Below are 16,041 nucleotides of genomic sequence, written 5' to 3' on the forward strand. Positions count from 1 at the left end.
CTGCGCTGGTCGATTACGGCGATAGTCGGGGGATGCGAAGGACCGCAGCGCAGCGACAATCCGCGCCGAGCCACTGCTGTTGACCGAACCATCCATCCGGCCGATAGCACCGCCAGAATTGCCCCGAGGCCCCAATGACCCCAGACTCAACTTTCGATGACGCGGCCACAGCCGACGAAGGACGCGATGCCGACACCGCCTGGCAAAACGACATCCGCGCGGGCGTGCGCCACGTCCGCGATCTCGCCTCCCTGCCGCTGTCACCCGCCGAGCGCGCGGCGGCGCAGGAGGCGGCCGTACGCCACAAGGTGCGTGCCCCCAAAACCTATCTCGACCTGATCGACTGGAACGATCCCGCCGATCCGATCCGCGCCCAGGTCATTCCATCGCCGGATGAGCTGACGGAAACGGAAGGCGAGCTCGACGATCCGATCGCCGACCATGCCTTCAGTCCGGTGCCGCGACTGACGCACCGCCACGCCGACCGGGTGCTGTTGTTTGCGACCTACCAATGCGCGGTCTATTGCCGTTTCTGCTTCCGCAAGGAATCCCTGACCTCGATCGGCCGCGGCTATACGCGAGAAGCGCTCGAAGAGGCTTTTGCCTATATCGAAGGCCATACCGAAATCCGCGAAGTGATCCTGACCGGCGGCGATCCGCTTTCGCTGCCGGACAAGGCGCTGGCCGAAATCCGCGCCCGTATCGAGACGATCGCGCATGTGAGGCTGCTGCGTATCCACACACGCGTGCCTGTCGTGCTGCCCGCGCGCATCACGCCGGGGCTGGTTGGCGCCTTGCAGGGCCGGCTGATGGTCACAATCGTCACCCATTTCAACCATGCGCGGGAGATCACGCCGGCCACCGAATTGGCCTGCCGCGTCATGCGCCAGGCAGGCTTCGTGCTGCTCAACCAGAGTGTCCTGCTCAAGGGCGTCAACGACACGGTCGAGGTGCTGGAGGAACTCTGCCGCGAACTGATGTACCGGCTCGGCGTCAAACCCTATTACCTGCACCATGGCGACCTCGCGCGCGGCATGGCGCACAGGCGCACCACGATTGCGCAGGGACAGGCGCTGGCCGGTGCGTTGCGCGCCCGCCTGTCGGGCATCTGCAATCCCGTCTATGTGCTGGACCTGCCGGAAGGCGGTGGCAAGGTGCCGCTCGGGCCATGCCATGTCGAGGGCCGGGACGGGCAGGACTGGCGCATCCGCGGCCAGGACGGCGAGGTGAGGCTGTATCGGGACGTCGTGGTGTAGGCAGGGCGCAGCGGCGACGATGACCGCCGCCGTCACATTGTCGATCGGGATGACCATCGCACCAAACTCTCGCCACTACGCGTTCGCCTGCATTCCGTATGTTGACATAAAGATATCCTTATGTGATGGTTGTCGCCTCAAGGATAAAAAATGTCGCAGAATTCTGCATCGCTGGACGCAATGTTCGGCCCCGTCGCGGCCAAGCCCGACGGTTCGGAAGTGCTTGCGGCGCTCACCGCGGCGGCACGCGAACGCATCCTCATCCTCGACGGCGCCATGGGCACGCAGATCCAGGGTCTCGGTTTCGACGAGGAGCATTTCCGCGGCGAGGCTTTTGCCGGCTGCGCCTGCCACCAGCAGGGCAACAACGACCTCTTGATCCTGACGCAGCCGAAGGCGATCGAGGAAATACATTATCAATACGCCATCTCTGGCGCCGATATCCTCGAGACCAACACCTTCTCCTCGACCTCGATCGCCCAGGCCGATTACGGCATGGAGGATGCCGTCTACGCGCTGAACCGCGACGGTGCGCGGCTGGTGCGTCGGGCAGCGGTGAGAGCACAGCAGGAGGACGGCAAACGCCGTTTCGTCGCCGGCGCGGTCGGGCCGACCAACCGCACCGCCTCGATGTCGCCCGACGTCAACAATCCCGGCTACCGCGCGGTGACCTTCGATGAATTGCGCCTGGCCTATGGCGAGCAGCTGCGCGGCCTGATCGACGGCGGCGCCGACATCATTCTCATCGAGACCATCTTCGACACGCTGAACGCCAAGGCGGCGATCTTCGCCTGCAACGAGATATTCATCGAAAAGGGCGTGCACCTGCCGGTGATGATTTCCGGCACCATCACCGATCTCTCCGGCCGCACGCTGTCGGGCCAGACGCCGACGGCGTTCTGGCATTCGGTGCGCCATGCGAGCCCCTTCACCATCGGCCTCAACTGCGCGCTCGGCGCCAACGCCATGCGCGCGCATCTGGCTGAAATATCGGGTGCCGCCGACACCTTTGTCTGCGCCTATCCGAATGCCGGCCTGCCCAATGAATTCGGCAGGTACGACGAGAGCCCGGACTTCATGGCCGCGCAGATCGAGGATTTTGCGCGGGAAGGGCTGGTCAATGTCGTCGGCGGCTGCTGCGGCTCGACGCCGGACCACATCCGCGCCATTGCCGAGGCCGTGAAAAAATATCCGCCGCGCGCGATTCCCGAGATCGAGCGCAAGATGCGCCTGTCGGGGCTGGAGCCGTTCACGCTGACCGACGAGATTCCCTTCGTCAATGTCGGCGAACGCACCAACGTCACCGGCTCGGCCAGGTTCCGAAAGCTGATCACGGCGGGCGACTATGTCCCGGCGCTCGACGTGGCGCGCGACCAGGTCGCCAATGGCGCACAGATCATCGACATCAACATGGATGAAGGCCTGATCGATTCGAAAAAGGCGATGGTCGAGTATCTCAACCTGATCGCCGCCGAGCCTGATATCGCCCGTGTTCCGGTGATGGTCGACTCCTCGAAATGGGAGATCATCGAGGCCGGGCTGAAATGCGTTCAGGGCAAGCCGCTGGTCAACTCCATCTCGATGAAGGAAGGCGAGGAAGCCTTTCTGCATCACGCGAAGCTGGTGCGCGCCTATGGCGCGGCCGTGGTCGTCATGGCCTTCGACGAGGCCGGTCAGGCCGACACCAAGGCGCGCAAGGTCGAGATCTGCACCCGCGCCTACAAGCTGCTCACCGAACAGGCCGGTTTCCCGCCCGAGGACATCGTCTTCGACCCCAATGTCTTCGCGGTCGCCACCGGCATCGAGGAGCACGACAATTACGGCGTCGACTTCATCGAGGCCGCCGGCGAGATCACCGGCACGCTGCCGCATGTCCATATCTCGGGCGGCGTCTCGAACCTGTCCTTCTCGTTTCGCGGCAACGAGCCGGTGCGCGAGGCGATGCACGCCGTGTTTCTCTATCATGCCATCCAGCGCGGCATGGATATGGGCATCGTCAATGCCGGCCAGCTTGCCGTCTACGACACGATCGAGCCGGAGCTGCGCGAAGCCTGCGAGGATGTCGTGCTCAACCGCGTGCCCAGGGCCGGCGTCACCGCCACCGAGCGCATGCTGGAGATCGCCGAACGCTTCAAGGGCACCGCCGGCAAGGAAGCCAGGGAGCGTGATCTCGCCTGGCGCGACTGGACGGTCGAGCAGCGCATTTCCCATGCGCTGGTCAACGGCATCACCGAATTCATCGACGCCGACACCGAAGAGGCGCGGCATGCGGCCGAGCGGCCTCTGCATGTCATCGAAGGCCCGCTGATGGCCGGCATGAATGTCGTCGGCGATCTGTTCGGCGCTGGAAAGATGTTCCTGCCGCAAGTGGTGAAGTCGGCGCGCGTGATGAAGCAGGCGGTGGCCGGATTGTTGCCGCACATGGAGGCCGAAAAGCTGGCCAACGCCGCCAACGGCATCGACAATGGCGAGCGCCAGACAGCGGGAAAAATCCTGATGGCGACGGTGAAGGGCGATGTCCACGACATCGGCAAGAACATCGTCGGCGTCGTTCTGGCCTGCAACAATTACGAGATCATCGATCTCGGCGTCATGGTGCCGGCGGCAAAGATCCTGCAGACGGCGCGTGAGCAAAATGTCGACATCATCGGCCTGTCCGGCCTGATCACCCCGTCGCTGGACGAGATGGTGCACATGGCCGCCGAGATGGAGCGTGAAGGGTTTGACATTCCGCTGCTGATCGGCGGCGCCACGACCAGCCGCGTGCACACGGCGGTGAAGATCCACCCGCGCTATTCCAAGGGACAGACGGTCTATGTCAATGACGCCAGTCGCGCCGTCGGCGTCGTGTCATCCTTGCTGTCGAACGAGACCAAGGGCGGCTACGTCGACACAGTGCGGGCCGAGTACAAAAAGGTCGCCGACGCGCATGCCCGCTCCGAGGCCGACAAGCAGCGGCTGCCGCTGGCAAAGGCCAGGGCCAATGCGCACAGGGTGGACTGGTCCGCCTATGAACCGCCGAAGCCGTCCTTCACCGGCGTGAAAGTGTTCGAGAACTGGGACCTGACTGAGCTCTCGCGCTACATCGACTGGACGCCGTTCTTCCAGACCTGGGAGCTGAAGGGGCGTTACCCCAAGATCCTCGACGACGAGAAGCAGGGACCGGCGGCGCGCCAGCTGTTCGAGGATGCGCAGGCGATGCTGAAAAAGATCATCGCGGAAAAATGGTTCGCGCCGCGCGGCGTCATCGGCTTCTGGCCGGCGAACACCGTCGGCGACGACATCAGGTTGTTCACCGATGAGGCACGCTCGCAGGAACTGGCGACCTTCTTCACGCTGCGCCAGCAGCTGACCAGGCGCGACGGCAAGGCCAATGTCGCGCTGTCGGATTTCGTCGCGCCGGCCGACAGCGGCAAGCCGGACTATATCGGCGGCTTCATCGTCACCGCGGGGATCGAGGAGGTGGCGATATCAGAGCGCTTCGAGCGCGCCAATGACGATTATTCCTCGATCATGGTCAAGGCGCTGGCCGATCGTTTCGCCGAAGCGTTCGCCGAGCGCATGCACGAGAAGGTGCGCAAGGAATTCTGGGGCTATGCATCAGACGAGAAGCTGGCCCCCGACGAACTGATCGGCGAGCCCTATCGCGGCATCCGCCCGGCGCCCGGCTATCCCGCGCAGCCCGATCATACCGAGAAGGCGACCTTGTTCCGGCTGCTCGACGGCGAGCGCAGTGCCGGCGTGAGCCTCACCGAAAGCTATGCGATGTGGCCGGGTTCATCGGTCTCCGGCATCTATCTCGCCCATCCCGAAAGCTATTATTTCGGTGTCGCCAAGGTCGAACGCGACCAGGTCGAGGACTATGCGCGGCGTAAAGCCATGCCGCTGGCCGATGCCGAGCGCTGGCTTGGGCCGATCCTCAACTATGTGCCCGTGGATTATGCCGAGGCGGCGGAATAGCCGGGACGTGATCTTGCCCAATGGCTGCTCGACCGCTCCCTTGATTTTTCACCGTCGAAAAAAATCGCGCCGCACCCGGTTCTCGGCGAGCTGCCGGTTGTCGGTCGGTCAGACTTAGGTCCCTCGCGCCTGCTTTTCTGGAACAAGCCGTGATGTCCCGCATTTTATTGGCAGGGACACAAGGAGTGTCGAGTGAAAGCGATTTTGGGACTGGTCGGCGGCTTCGTGCTGACCCTTGCGGTGTTCGGCAGCGGGCTGGTTTTCGCAGCCTGGCTGCTTGCCGCCAAGCCCGCGCGCGAAGCAAGGCCGACCGTCAGCGTGGCGGAATTGTGGACCCGGAAAGCGCGGCCGGTGGACAAGACGGCGCAGGACTTCGAACGTGTGCCGCCCGAGCAGTCCGCGCCTGCCGACATCGCCGCCAGGGAGCCAGCCCAGGACCCGGCCAGGCAGCAGCCCGATCCCACCGTCACCGGCGCCATCGCGCGGACCGAACTGCCGCCGCCGCATCTCGCCTGGTGCGCCAGCCGCTACCGCTCTTACGATCCCGAGGACAACAGCTACATGTCCTATAGCGGACAGCAGCGCACCTGCGTATCGCCCTATCTCGCCGCCGACCGCGCCGCGCCGCGAGAGGCAAGCTATGTCGAGGGCGCGGGCGCCTACGCGGCCGCCGGCGGCGAACCGGACCATGTCGCCTCCTGCTTCAGCCGCTATCGCTCCTACCGTCCGGAAGACAACAGCTACCAGCCATATTCCGGCGGGCCGAGACGGCAATGCGAATAGCCAGCGCGAAGGGCGCCGCGAACGATTGCGACCGTGCGATTTCTGGGTCGTTCGGATCGTCCTCAAAGCCCAGGGGAGAACCACCATGGAAGACGACCGGCATCACAAGATACAGCAGCGCGCCTACCAGATCTGGGAGCGCGAAGGCACTGGCGACCCCGAGCATCACTGGCACCGGGCCGAGGCCGAAATCGACCGCGAGGCGGCGCTGCCGCTGACCGCAGACGACGCCCTGCCGCGCGAGATCGCCAGCACCGACGTGCTGACCGTCGAGGAACTCGCCGTGCGCACCGGCATATCGGGCGACGAGGCGCAGGAGCTGATCGACAGGCTGGGCACGGACAGGGCTGCAGTTGAGCAGGCGGCGCGGGGGATTGAGGGAAAGAGGCGGGCGACGTCCTGATCAGAGGCCTGGGACGATCTTTCAGAGTGTCTTGTTGACACTTATCACTTTGGCAGTCGCGACAGAGGCCGTCATTCTCTGACAGCTTTGCGCCTAAATTGATCCGTGCTGGCCATAGCAACATCCGTAAGCGGACGGTGCCGATGCCGGCGAAGCAGCCCAGATGCCGCGATACGAAGTGCCAACCACTTCGCGGCACCAGCGTGCCTGTAGACACTCTCGCCACTTTCTCTATACGACGTCGAGACGGGGTGGCGAGCAACGATGATCACAGTGTTGGTGCACGAGTTGAATCAGACGCCGATGCGGCGGCTGATTTCGTCGGCAGGGCACTTGTTGCCGCTTTTGCGCATGGAAACCTATCAGTCAGTCTTCCGCCGACTAAACTTTCCCGCGGGTACCTTGGTTTTTACTGATTTTGAGTATCTGAATGGCATGGAAATGATGGCGGCGGCGGATATTGCCGAAGCCGCAAAGCGCGCCGACCCTGATGCTCGAATTCTAAACCATCCCGCGACTGTCCTGGAGCGGTTCGCCCTGCTCCGCCGGCTTCGTATTAGAGGAATCAACCCGGTCGAAGTATCGCGTCTGGAGCAGGATGAGCGACCAACCCGTTACCCTGTTTTTATCCGGATGGAAGATGGCTTTTGGGGGCCGGAAACCAAGCTTCTGGAAAACCCACGCCAACTTGAAGAGGCGATCGCCGTGCTCCAGGGCAACGCCAAGCCGATGAAGCGGCGCATCGCCGTCTCCTTTGAAGCCGATCGCGATTCGAACGGCTACTATCGAAAGTATGGCGCATTCCGCATTGGGGACGCGATTGTGTCCCAGCACATACTTAGGTCCGTCGACTGGAACGTTAAGTCATCGGCAAGCAGCACCGACCCGGATTTCGTGCGCGAGGAACTCGCCTTCGTAAAGGACAATCCGCACGCTGAGGACCTGCTTCGCGCCTGCAATACGGGCCATATCCAGTTCGGCCGCGTGGACTACACGTTGCGAGACGGCGCATTGGTGATATTCGAGGTCAACCCCAATCCGACTTTTCCGAAGTTCAAAGGTGGCGCAGCCGCCCGTGAGGAACGACGTAGCCACATTATCGCGGCGTTGAAAGTTGCATTCGAGGCAATCGACAGTTCCGGCACCGGGAGAATCGACTTCCTGCCTTCAGCCAGATCTTACCAATTCATTCAGTCGGGCCGCTGGATATGGCCAGTGAGATGGCTTTGGAGAACAAGAATGGCCCGGCGAAGGAAGATGCATTCGCAATGAACGGCCCGCGAGAAAGCCCACCGGCAGGGCAACGGATCTCGATCCACACCGACGAACCACTCACGCAACTTGCCCGTTTTTCGTTTGATTGGGCTGAGGTGCTGTGTGACCCGAGCCATGGGTGCATGCCCTACCATCGCACGTGGAGCATGATCCGCCTGCTGGAATCGAAAGGTGCCAAGCCGGCCGGCGGGGGGTTCTTTGGACGTGAATTGGCCGCCATGGCCCAGGAGGGACGCTGTCGCATTCTCCTCTCGGGCGCGGCCGACACCGGCCTGGCGGCAATGGTTCTGGGCCAAACGAGGCCGGTCGGCATCGAGCCCGAATTTGTGCTGATCGATCGCTGTGAAACGACGGTCGAACAGAACAGGCTGTTTGCACGCTCCGCCGGTTTTGCGCTCGAGACCCATCGCGCCGATATTCGCGGTTGCGACTGTGCGCCGGTGCAGGCAGTTGTCGCGCATAGCGTTCTTAATTTCTTCGACCGCAGCGCACGCCAGCAGGTGGTCGACAGTTGGGCACGTAATCTCAAGCCTGGCGGACGCCTGCTTCTCTCCCAGAGGTTGCTATCGGAAAAAGACCAGCCGAGGGGGCCTCGCAGCAGTGCTGAAATCGGCCGAAGGCTTTCGACCATCGAGAAGGCCGCCGTCGCGGCGCATTTTCCTGCCGCTGCCGTGGCGGAGCTGAAGACGGCCGTCGAAGCGCTCTGGGATGAACCGCTACATGAAGATCGCACTACATATTCAGACCTTGCGGATATGCTGAAGCAATCCAACCTGACGATTGTCGGCTCGGAGCAGCATCATACCGGGAAAAGCGTTTCCCCGCTTGCCGCTGCCGACAGCGTCCAGACAATTCCTAGATACGAAATCGTCGCCGTCAGGATGTAGCCCGACCACTAGAATAAGTGCGACATCGCAGAAGCGGGAAGGTCGATAGCGGCTATCCGATCGAGATAAAACCAGGTCGCCACTGCGACCGCAACCGAGGTGCAAGATGCCAGTGTCGCCGACTTCAAGGTCAGCTTCTGACCGGCTGCAATCCATACCAGGGTAAACAGGGACAGCGCCGCCGGGAGGCCCGCCAGCCAGACAGCGACCGGCAACAGGAGCATCATCATCAACGGCACACGATGGCTTTCCGGGATCGTATGGGTCCGTTCGCCTCCCTGTTTCTCGTGACGAACAAGCGAGATCGTTTGCACAAGGGCGACCGCGAGCATCGCAAACAGACAACACCAGGCCACGGCCTGCGCGAAGATCGAATAGCCTGGCTGCCCTTGGAGCGATATCGCTGCCAGCACAGCGCATCCACCGGTCAACAGCCATGCGACCACGGCATCGGCACGCTTTGGCTTGACACGTCGCAGCGGCAAAACACCACCGCGCACGATCCATGCGAGGGAAAGCGCGATTATGACCATGATCGTCAACGACGCCGGCCGTTGTAGAGGGTTCAGCCTGCCGACACGGGCCAACTCCACACTGAGCGCCAGGTTTCGCTCGATGAAGCCGCCCAGGACGAATGATATGACAAAAGGAATTTGCGGCCAGTCGAGGCGCTTCAGCATGTAGCCGGCCAGCCCGAAAGCGACGGCTACGTACAGATCGATCAGCAGCCCGTTTAGCTGCACGATCGTCACGAAGCTGACGACAATGATCGGGAGCGCGATGCGGTCGATCCTGAGAGCAGTCAGGCGCGCAAAATATGGTGTCAACGCCAATCCCACTGCGGACGTCAGCAGGTTCGACAGCAGCAGCGCGGTAATCAACGTGAACGTCAGGGGCAAGCCGGTCGTCAGCATCGGTATGCCCGGAACGATGCCGTGTACCGTCAGGACTGTCAGCAGGATCAAGCCGCCCTCGCTGCCGGGAAGGCCGAAGGCAACGGTCGGCAGAAGCGAGCCTCCGTCCTTCGAATCGACGGCCGCTTCTGGCGCGATGATGCCCCTGATGTCACCAGATCCGAACCTTAAGCGCTGGTCCTTGGGGGTTGTCTGGATCGCCTGCCCGTAGGCAACGAAGCTGGCGACCGTTCCTCCAACACCTGGAATGATGCCGACCAACACGCCGATGGCCGACGATCGCATTGTCAGTCCCCAATGACGAAAGACAGCAAGCATACCGGTCCAGATCGAGTCGTTCGCGTTTTCCAGGCCAGCCGCTTTTTCAAGCTGCAATCTTTTTCGCCACGAGATGATTTCAGAAACGGTGAAAAAGCCAAGCAGCAGCGCGACCATGTCGACGCCATCGAAGAGAGCGATGCTCCCAAACGTCCAGCGTGGTTGGCCATAGGTCGGATCAGTTCCGACAAGACCGACCAAAAGCCCCAGCAGCGCCATCGCCAGCGCTTTCAGACGGGACGCGCTTGGAACCGCAATGATCGTCGACAGGCCCCATACGCCGAGCAGCACGTATTCAAACGGTCCGAATTGCAGGATGAACGGCCGAATGATCGGCATGAGCGCTATGAGGACGAGGACGCCAAAAACCGATCCGACGGCCGAGGCCGTTGCCGCGGCGGCTATCGCGGTGCGAGGCAGGCCGGCCCTGGACATCGGATGGCCGTCGAGCAGGGTTGCCGCGCTTGGCGCGTTGCCCGGTATGTTGAAGAGGATAGCCGTTATAGATCCCATGAAGGTCGCGCCGCCGGTCAGGGCGCCAAACAGCAACAACACCGATACCGGATCCCAATGCACGGTTGCGACCAGCAGAAGGGTTGCAAGGCTGGCGCCGCCAATCCCTGGAAGAAAGGACGTAGCCATGGCAACCAAGGTGCCAAGCACCGGGATCAGTATGTTCGGCCAGGAGAATACATTGCCCAGTCCAGTGCCGAGGGCAGCCCAATATCCGGTCATCAGCGCGTTGCTCGCGCATCCCGCTCGAGTTCCGGGTGTTTTTTCAGATACGCTTCCGCCTCATGGAAGGCACTGAGCATATCGTTGATCACGATGACGGTCTGGTCAGCGTCGCGCGGCTCGATTGGACGTTTCTGAGCTTCAAGCGCCACCTTGAACCCATCGCTCTTGACCGCGGCAGAGACGGCGTCACGAAGACAACCTAGCGATTTCTGCTCCATGTCGGCAGGGGCAAAAAATCCCCGCGCTGTCGCCGAAGCTTTCGCGACGGCGATGGCCAACCGCAATCGTTCTTCCTGCTTCTCCTTGGAAAGGCCTTGGCTACGCTGCCACACCAACCCTCCTTCACCCGCCAGGAAAGCCACGCCTGGCGCGTTCGGGTCAGGTCCCTCCGTGAGAACCAGACCGACTTTGGCTTCGCCTGCGGCGGTCGAGCGCAAGCCTGTCGTCAATGAATTGGATGTCATATCGCCTTCGCCACGCAGGAGCGCGGACATGAGTGCGCCGCTGCCTTCATAGCCCGAGACCACGTCGACCTTGATATCGAGGAGGTGCGCGGTGAGCACTATCGGCAGGATGCCGGCTTCAAGCGATGAAACCGACGCGACCAGATGTTTGGCGCTTTGCAAATCGACATCGTTCCGAACGATCCACGCTTCGGGATCGATGTGAATCAGTCCTATCGGATTTAGCCGATTCATCCAGTTGTCGACGCCAGCCGGAATGTCACCTTGCGAAATTATGTCGGAGACGCTTTCAATCATAAGGACCAGTTCGTCGGATGGCGCATTGGTTACACGCTTTAGCGCCGCAAATCCGCCTGCCGCGGGCATATTCACGACCCTGACATCGAGCTCGGTCGTGCTTGCAAGGGCCGGCGCAAATGCACGGGCATAGGTATCATAGCCGCCGCCGGCAGCGTTGGGGACAACGAGGGTGATTCGCCGGCCGGCGTAGGTGGTTGCGCAAGCGATCTCGCCGCCGCTTGCCGCGGACGGCAGGTAGATTGCCGCGGCGGTGATTGCCGCCAACGCCACACGAAAGAACTTCATCTCGCCAAGCCCCAGATTTCACCCAGTGGTGATACTTTAGAAAGCCCTTGCAACGCCAGCGTTGTTCCTTAGCAATCGCGCTTAGGTTCGTGAATGTCGCGGTCTGTGTGGCCAATTGGCGTCCGCAACCGGCGTCTACCCCGATCTTCAAATTTCTTGCGATCTGCCATGCGGTTATTCAGTCCATTAACCTTTCATTAACCATACCACCGCTAGCGTTTACCTCTCAGTAAGGAATCGCCCGCCGTGACCTTTGCCGCTCCCCTCGAGGCCAAATCCATTCGCTTTCGCGCCCGCTCCTTCGTGGCTTTCACGCTGACGCCCGAGGCGCCTTTGGACGTTTGGCTGGAGAGCCTCGATCGCTGGGTCGGCAATTCGCCGGGATATTTTGCGGGGCGCCCGGTGGTGCTCGACCTGAACGTGCTCAAGCCCGATGTCGTGGCCATCGAAGCGCTGGTCGATCTGCTCGGCCAGCGCGGAATCCGCATCTATGCCATGGAACTCGATGGTGGCGCCGAGCTTGGCACGCATCTGCCGCCGGTGCTGGTCGGCGCCAAGGAGGCGACCACCGACGGGCTGCTGCAGCCGAGCCGCAAGGCGGGCAGGGCGGAGGAGGACACTGCGGTAAGCGACATGAAGGCGGCCGGTGACGTCAAGGCAGAGGCCGGCGATTTGAAGGCGGGCGATTTGAAACCGGCGAGCGATGCCAAGGCACAGCCGAAAGACGCCAAAATTGCCGCACCCGACGCTGGCACGCTGATGATCCGCTCGCCGATCCGTTCAGGGCAGCTGATCTTCCATCCGCATGGCGATGTCATCGTGCTGGGCTCCGTCGCGTCCGGCTCCGAGATCGTCGCCACTGGTTCCATCCACGTCTATGGCACGCTGCGCGGCCGCGCTTCGGCAGGCGCTCAAGGGAACACGGCGGCGCGTGTCTTCTGCCGCAGGAACGAAGCCGAACTTCTCTCGGTCGATGGCTGGTATTGCACGGCCGAGGAGATGGACCCGTCAGTCCGGGGCAAGCCTGTGCAGGCATTTCTCGAAAACGGCATGCTGCGCATCGCCCCTTTCAGCTAATGCGTCTCGCCCGACAACGACATAACGAACAACAACGGAGGCTTTATTGATGGGCAAGGTAGTGGTGGTCACCTCGGGCAAGGGGGGCGTCGGCAAGACGACCTCTACCGCGGCTCTGGGGGCGGCGGTCGCCAAGACCGGCAAGAAGGTGGCGCTGGTGGATTTCGATGTCGGCCTGCGCAACCTCGATTTGATCATGGGCGCCGAACGCCGCGTGGTGTTCGACCTCGTCAACGTCATCCAGGGCTCGGCAAAACTGTCGCAGGCGCTGATCCGTGACAAGCGGGTCGAGACTTTGTTCCTGCTGCCGGCCTCGCAGACGCGCGACAAGGATGCGCTGACCGAGGAGGGCGTCGCCGAGGTCATCGGCAAGCTGCGCTCGGTGTTCGACTACGTCTTCTGCGACAGCCCGGCCGGCATCGAGCGCGGCGCGCAGCTCGCCATGCGCTTTGCCGACGAGGCGGTCATCGTCACCAATCCGGAAGTGTCGTCGGTGCGCGATTCCGACCGCATCATCGGCCTGCTCGATTCCCGCACCTTGCGGGCCGAGGAGGGCGAGCAGATCGCCAAGCATGTGCTGGTCACGCGCTATGATGCGGGACGCGCCGCGCGGGGCGAAATGCTGTCGATCGACGATGTGCTGGAGATCCTGTCGGTGCCGCTGCTCGGCATTATCCCCGAGAGCCAGGATGTGCTGCGCGCCTCCAACCTCGGTTCGCCGGTGACGCTGTCGGAGCCGCTGAACGCCGCTGCCAAGGCTTACATCGACGCGGCCAAGCGCCTCGAGGGCGAACAGCTGCCGGTCATCGTGCCCTTCGAACGCAAGGGCTTCCTCGATCGTCTTTTGGGAAGGAGGGCGGCATGAACCTGCTCGACATCTTCAAGCGGCGCACCAGCGCGCCGGTGGCGCGCGAACGGCTGCAAGTGCTTCTCGCCTATGAGCGCCGCAACCGCAGCCAGCCCGATCTCGTCTCCATCCTGCGCGAAGAGATCATGGGGGTGATCGCCAAGCATGTGCAGATCGACCAGGATTATCTGCAAGTTTCGATGGACCGCGGCGAGACCATGTCGACGCTGGAGATCGACATCCAGATCCCCAACAAGAGCGCGGTGCCGCTGGCCATGGCGGGGTGAGGGCACTTTACCCTCCCCCTTGTGGGGAGGGTCGATCCGCAAAGCGGATCGGGGTGGGGGTCTGCGCGGACCTCCGCCATCTTGGGTTCCTCTCCCAGACTTTCGTGAGGGAAGAGGAAATCCACATCCCCCACGGTCAGCGCTAGTACCCCCGCCCGGACCTACGGTCCGACCTCCCCACAAGGGGGAGGTAGGGGGCCAGCGCCTCTCCCCAAAAAACATTCAACCAACTAGTTGACTATCTAAAATCTCGCCTCTATATTCAACTACATGGTTGAATTAGAGGCGCCCCAGATGGACCAGGTTTTTCACGCCCTCGGCGACGCCACGCGCCGGAACATGCTTAACCACCTCGCCGGCGGCGAGCGTACGGTGAGCGAGTTGGCTCAACCCTTTGCCATGTCGCTGGCCGCCGCCTCCAAGCACATCAAGGCGCTGGAGCATGCCGGGCTGATCCGGCGCGAAGTGCGCGGGCGCACCCATGTCTGCCGCCTCGAGGCCCGCCCGCTGGCCACCGCCTATCAGTGGCTCGGCCAATACGCGCGTTTCTGGAACAGCCGCCTCGATGTCCTCGAACAGCTTTTGCGCGAGGAGGCGGGGCGCAAAACGTCGACAACGCCGTCAACGCCGGCACCGGCAAATCCAGAACCATCCAAGCCGGAATCACCCAAGCCAGACACATCCAGGCCAACATCATCCGAGGGAGACGACCGATGAACCAGATGAACAGCTTCGACGGCTACGCCCAGCTGATCCAGCCGGCCACGTTGAGGATCGAACGGCTTTTGCCCGGCACCAGGGAGCGCGTCTGGGAATATCTGACGCAGAGCGATCTGCGCCGCCAATGGCTGGCGGCCGGCGACATGCAGATGGAGGAAGGCTCTTCCTTCGATCTGGTCTGGCGCAATGACGAACTGACCGACCCGCCCGGCGACAGGCCGGCCAGCTTCAGTGGCGGCGAGCAGCGGATGCACAACCAGATCGTCGAGTGCGATCCGCCGCGCAAGCTCACCATCACCTGGAACGGCAGCGGCAATGTCACCTTCGAATTGGCGCAGCGCGGCGACGACGTTCTGCTCACCCTGGTCCACCGCCGCCTGCCGGACCGCTCGAGCCTGATGATGCATGCCGCAGGCTGGCACGTGCATCTCGACCTCCTGGTTGCCCGCGTGGCGGCCGAGAAACCCGAACCGTTCTGGGACAGCTTTAGCCGTCTCGTGGCGGAATACGACCGGCGCCTGCCGGCCTGACCTGACCTAACGCATCGCCCGGTCCAACCGGGGGGCACCATCGATCCCTTGCGCCGGATGCCGTCGCAAGGGCCGGCGAAACACGCGCCATCGCCAGACACCGCGGCGCGTCATCGGAAGTGAAACCAGGCAACGTGCTTGCATCCCGCAAGCCCGAAGGAGGAAGTCATGCGTAAATTGATCACCGGAATGAAGATCTCCATCGACGGCAAGATGGAAGGCCCCGAAGGCTTCGCCGACTGGGTCGACAACTGGTCGGAGGAATACGGCCTGATGCCTGAGATCGACGCCTGCCTGCTCGGCGGCGTCATGTATGCCGGTTATGAGCGCTACTGGAGCGCGATCCAACAGAACGAGCCGGACCAGCCATTGCCGATGACCGGCAGACTGGTCGACCCGGCCGAACTCGAATGGGCGCGCTTTGCCGCGAAAACCCCGCACTATGTGCTGTCGAACACCATGACGACGTCAGCCTGGGCCTCGACGCGCTTCCTGCGCCGCCTCGACGACGTCGCGGCGCTGAAGCGCGAGCCCGGCAAGAACATCTACCTCATGGGCGGCGCCCGCATCACCGCCAGCCTGATCGAAGCCGGCCTGGTCGATGAAATGCGGCTGATCGTCTATCCGCTGCTCGCCGGCGACGGCAAGGCGCTGTTCGGCACGGTGCACGCCCGGCACGGACTGGAACTGCGCCAGGTCGGCCAGCTGTCGGATGGGCGGGTGAGCCTGGTGTATGGGCTGGCGAGCTAGCCTCTTTTCCTCTCCCTCCGGAGGGGGAGAGGTGGCGCCGCGAAGCGGCGACGGAGTGGGGGAAGGCGCTCATGAAACCCACGGTCGCCGCAAAACAGGAGCGACGGAAGCGAGCGCGAAACGCCTGCAAGCAGGCAATCAGGCGGATGTGATGGACGGTCGCCCGCCCCCCCCCCACCCCGAGCACGGCCCCACACACCCCCCCCCACCCGGCCGGGCCCACGGCGACGCGCGCGGACGCCCCCCA

The 16,041-nt window shown here is 62.8% G+C and carries 14 protein-coding genes; 12 read left to right on the forward strand and 2 right to left on the reverse strand.

Going from position 1 to position 16,041, the window contains the following annotated elements; all coding sequences use genetic code 11:
- Positions 1-134 precede the first annotated feature (134 nt).
- The 6 genes from NKH35_RS18930 (at position 135) to NKH35_RS18955 (ending at position 8,564) form a co-directional block, all read left to right on the forward strand.
- Positions 135-1,256 carry a KamA family radical SAM protein gene (locus NKH35_RS18930; RefSeq protein WP_031208658.1) on the forward strand — a complete coding sequence of 374 codons (1,122 nt, stop codon included), beginning with the start codon at positions 135-137 and terminating at the stop codon, positions 1,254-1,256.
- Positions 1,257-1,406: 150 nt separating this feature from the next.
- On the forward strand, positions 1,407-5,216 hold the full coding sequence (metH, locus tag NKH35_RS18935; protein WP_352915812.1) for a methionine synthase: 3,810 nt from the start codon (positions 1,407-1,409) through the stop codon (positions 5,214-5,216).
- Positions 5,217-5,408: 192 nt separating this feature from the next.
- Positions 5,409-5,999, forward strand: coding sequence for a BA14K family protein (locus NKH35_RS18940; RefSeq protein ID WP_352915814.1), 591 nt, complete (start codon positions 5,409-5,411; stop codon positions 5,997-5,999).
- Between the two features lie 85 nt (positions 6,000-6,084).
- Positions 6,085-6,402: a DUF2934 domain-containing protein gene (locus NKH35_RS18945; RefSeq protein ID WP_023742366.1), complete on the forward strand. Its 318-nt coding sequence runs from the start codon at positions 6,085-6,087 to the stop codon at positions 6,400-6,402.
- Positions 6,403-6,666: 264 nt separating this feature from the next.
- Positions 6,667-7,674, forward strand: a complete 1,008-nt coding sequence (locus NKH35_RS18950; RefSeq protein WP_023754662.1) for a hypothetical protein — start codon at positions 6,667-6,669, stop codon at positions 7,672-7,674.
- A complete protein-coding gene (locus NKH35_RS18955; protein ID WP_197031264.1) occupies positions 7,623-8,564 on the forward strand; it encodes a class I SAM-dependent methyltransferase in 942 nt (313 codons plus the stop codon). Before NKH35_RS18950 ends, NKH35_RS18955 begins: the two co-directional genes overlap by 52 nt.
- Positions 8,565-8,572: 8 nt before the next feature.
- Here the strand turns inward: NKH35_RS18955 and NKH35_RS18960 are convergent, their stop codons facing one another.
- Together NKH35_RS18960 and NKH35_RS18965 are read right to left on the reverse strand one after the other, a co-directional pair.
- Positions 8,573-10,531: a tripartite tricarboxylate transporter permease gene (locus tag NKH35_RS18960; RefSeq protein ID WP_023754660.1), complete on the reverse strand. Its 1,959-nt coding sequence runs from the start codon at positions 10,529-10,531 to the stop codon at positions 8,573-8,575.
- Positions 10,531-11,583 (reverse strand): Bug family tripartite tricarboxylate transporter substrate binding protein, encoded by a 1,053-nt coding sequence (locus tag NKH35_RS18965; protein WP_023754659.1) that lies wholly within the window; start codon positions 11,581-11,583, stop codon positions 10,531-10,533. Before NKH35_RS18965 ends, NKH35_RS18960 begins: the two co-directional genes overlap by 1 nt.
- A gap of 246 nt (positions 11,584-11,829) precedes the next feature.
- Here NKH35_RS18965 and minC point away from each other — a divergent pair, with 246 nt between their 5' ends.
- The 6 genes from minC to NKH35_RS18995 all read left to right on the forward strand — a co-directional run bounded on the left by minC (position 11,830) and on the right by NKH35_RS18995 (position 15,794).
- Entirely contained in the window at positions 11,830-12,660 is an 831-nt protein-coding gene (minC, locus tag NKH35_RS18970; protein ID WP_352915819.1) for a septum site-determining protein MinC, read from the forward strand.
- Positions 12,661-12,709: 49 nt separating this feature from the next.
- Positions 12,710-13,525, forward strand: coding sequence for a septum site-determining protein MinD (gene minD, locus NKH35_RS18975; protein WP_023670342.1), 816 nt, complete (start codon positions 12,710-12,712; stop codon positions 13,523-13,525).
- Entirely contained in the window at positions 13,522-13,794 is a 273-nt protein-coding gene (gene minE, locus NKH35_RS18980; protein ID WP_352915821.1) for a cell division topological specificity factor MinE, read from the forward strand. The genes minD and minE overlap by 4 nt, the downstream gene beginning before the upstream one ends.
- Positions 13,795-14,064: 270 nt before the next feature.
- A complete protein-coding gene (locus tag NKH35_RS18985) occupies positions 14,065-14,511 on the forward strand; it encodes an ArsR/SmtB family transcription factor (RefSeq protein ID WP_352861601.1) in 447 nt (148 codons plus the stop codon).
- Positions 14,508-15,044, forward strand: coding sequence for an SRPBCC family protein (locus NKH35_RS18990; RefSeq protein ID WP_352915823.1), 537 nt, complete (start codon positions 14,508-14,510; stop codon positions 15,042-15,044). The genes NKH35_RS18985 and NKH35_RS18990 overlap by 4 nt, the downstream gene beginning before the upstream one ends.
- Positions 15,045-15,212: 168 nt before the next feature.
- On the forward strand, positions 15,213-15,794 hold the full coding sequence (locus NKH35_RS18995) for a dihydrofolate reductase family protein (protein ID WP_031202852.1): 582 nt from the start codon (positions 15,213-15,215) through the stop codon (positions 15,792-15,794).
- Positions 15,795-16,041 lie beyond the last annotated feature (247 nt).

The sequence above is a fragment of the Mesorhizobium sp. M1143 genome (genome assembly GCF_040318435.1).
Taxonomy (GTDB): domain Bacteria; phylum Pseudomonadota; class Alphaproteobacteria; order Rhizobiales; family Rhizobiaceae; genus Mesorhizobium.